Below are 1,290 nucleotides of genomic sequence, written 5' to 3' on the forward strand. Positions count from 1 at the left end.
TGGGCTTGCCCCCGTAAAACGAATCCCTTGCTGAGGTTAAACTGAAGCAAGGAGAGATGTGATGACAAGCAAGACAAAGCGGGCGCAGTACACGCTGGAATTCAAGCTGGAAGCGGTACGGCTGGTGAAGAGCGGGCAGAGCATGGCGGTGGTTAGCGCGACCCTAGGCATTAGAGCGCAGACACTGCATAACTGGGTCAAGGCGGAGCGCGAAGGCAAGCTGACTGGTGCGGGCATGAAGCCGGTCAGCCCGGAGCAGATGGAGCTGGCCCGGCTTCGGGCGGAGGTGGCGCGCTTGAAAATGGAGCGCGATATTTTAAAAAAAGCCGCAGCATACTTTGCGAAGGAGTCGGTGTGAGGTATGCGTTCATCGAGCGAAACCGACGTTACTGGCCGGTCTCGGTCCTGTGTGAGCTGTTGGGGGTCAGCCCCAGCGGCTATCACCAGCGCAAGCAACGCACAGTAAGCACCGACAGGCCAGATAGAGGCCGACTCAGTGACGATGCCTTGTTGGCCCACATCAAGGCGATTCACGCCGGGGTCAAGGGGGAGTACGGCTGGCCGCGCATGTGGAAGGAACTGCTGGCGCGTGGGGTGCGGGTGGGCAAGGAGCGTGTTCGCAAGCTGATGGCGCTGCACGGCATCCGTGCCCGCCACAAGCGCAAGTACATCGCGACAACCAACTCGAACCACGATTTGCCGGTGGCCCCCAATCTGCTGCAACGCGACTTTAGCCCTGCAGCACCCAATCAAGTCTGGACGAGCGACATAACCTATGTGGCGACCGCCGAAGGCTGGCTCTACCTGGTGGTCATCATCGACCTGTTCAGCCGGCAGGTGGTTGGCTGGTCGATGCAACCACACATGAAGGCCGAATTGGTCACGGACGCGCTGCGCATGGCCTGGTTCCGGCGCCGCCCGGAAGCCGGTGTGATTGTGCACACCGACCGGGGAAGCCAGTATTGCAGTCACCTGTTTCAAGACGCTCTGAAGGCGTATGGCATGCGCTCGTCAATGAGCCGCAGGGGCGATTGCTGGGACAACGCGCCGACTGAGAGTCTGTGGGGGTCGTTGAAGGTCGCTCGCCTGCACGGTCGCCAGTTCGCTACCCGCCGCGCCGCAATGGACGAGGTAATTGACTGGCTTGGCTTTTATAATGCTAGCCGACTCCACTCGACGCTGGGTTACGTCAGCCCCATGACGTTCGAGAAAAACTGGTCCGCAGCTCAGCAACACCGGGCTGCCTAATTCCCTCGGCTATGGGATTCGTGGAACAGGGGCAAGGTCAGA

Annotated in this window: 1 protein-coding gene; it reads left to right on the forward strand. The window is 60.4% G+C overall.

Features of this window, described 5'->3' with window-relative positions:
• Positions 1–61 precede the first annotated feature (61 nt).
• Positions 62–1,248, forward strand: a protein-coding gene (locus tag KHO22_RS32285; protein WP_085960481.1) for an IS3-like element ISRme13 family transposase whose coding sequence is annotated in 2 segments (ribosomal slippage) — positions 62–317 and positions 317–1,248 — 1,188 coding nt in all. Because the reading frame shifts where the segments join, the coding sequence is not laid out codon by codon here.
• The last annotated feature ends 42 nt before the right edge of the window (positions 1,249–1,290 follow it).

It is taken from the genome of Cupriavidus yeoncheonensis (assembly GCF_905397275.1).
Taxonomy (GTDB): Bacteria; Pseudomonadota; Gammaproteobacteria; order Burkholderiales; family Burkholderiaceae; genus Cupriavidus; species Cupriavidus yeoncheonensis.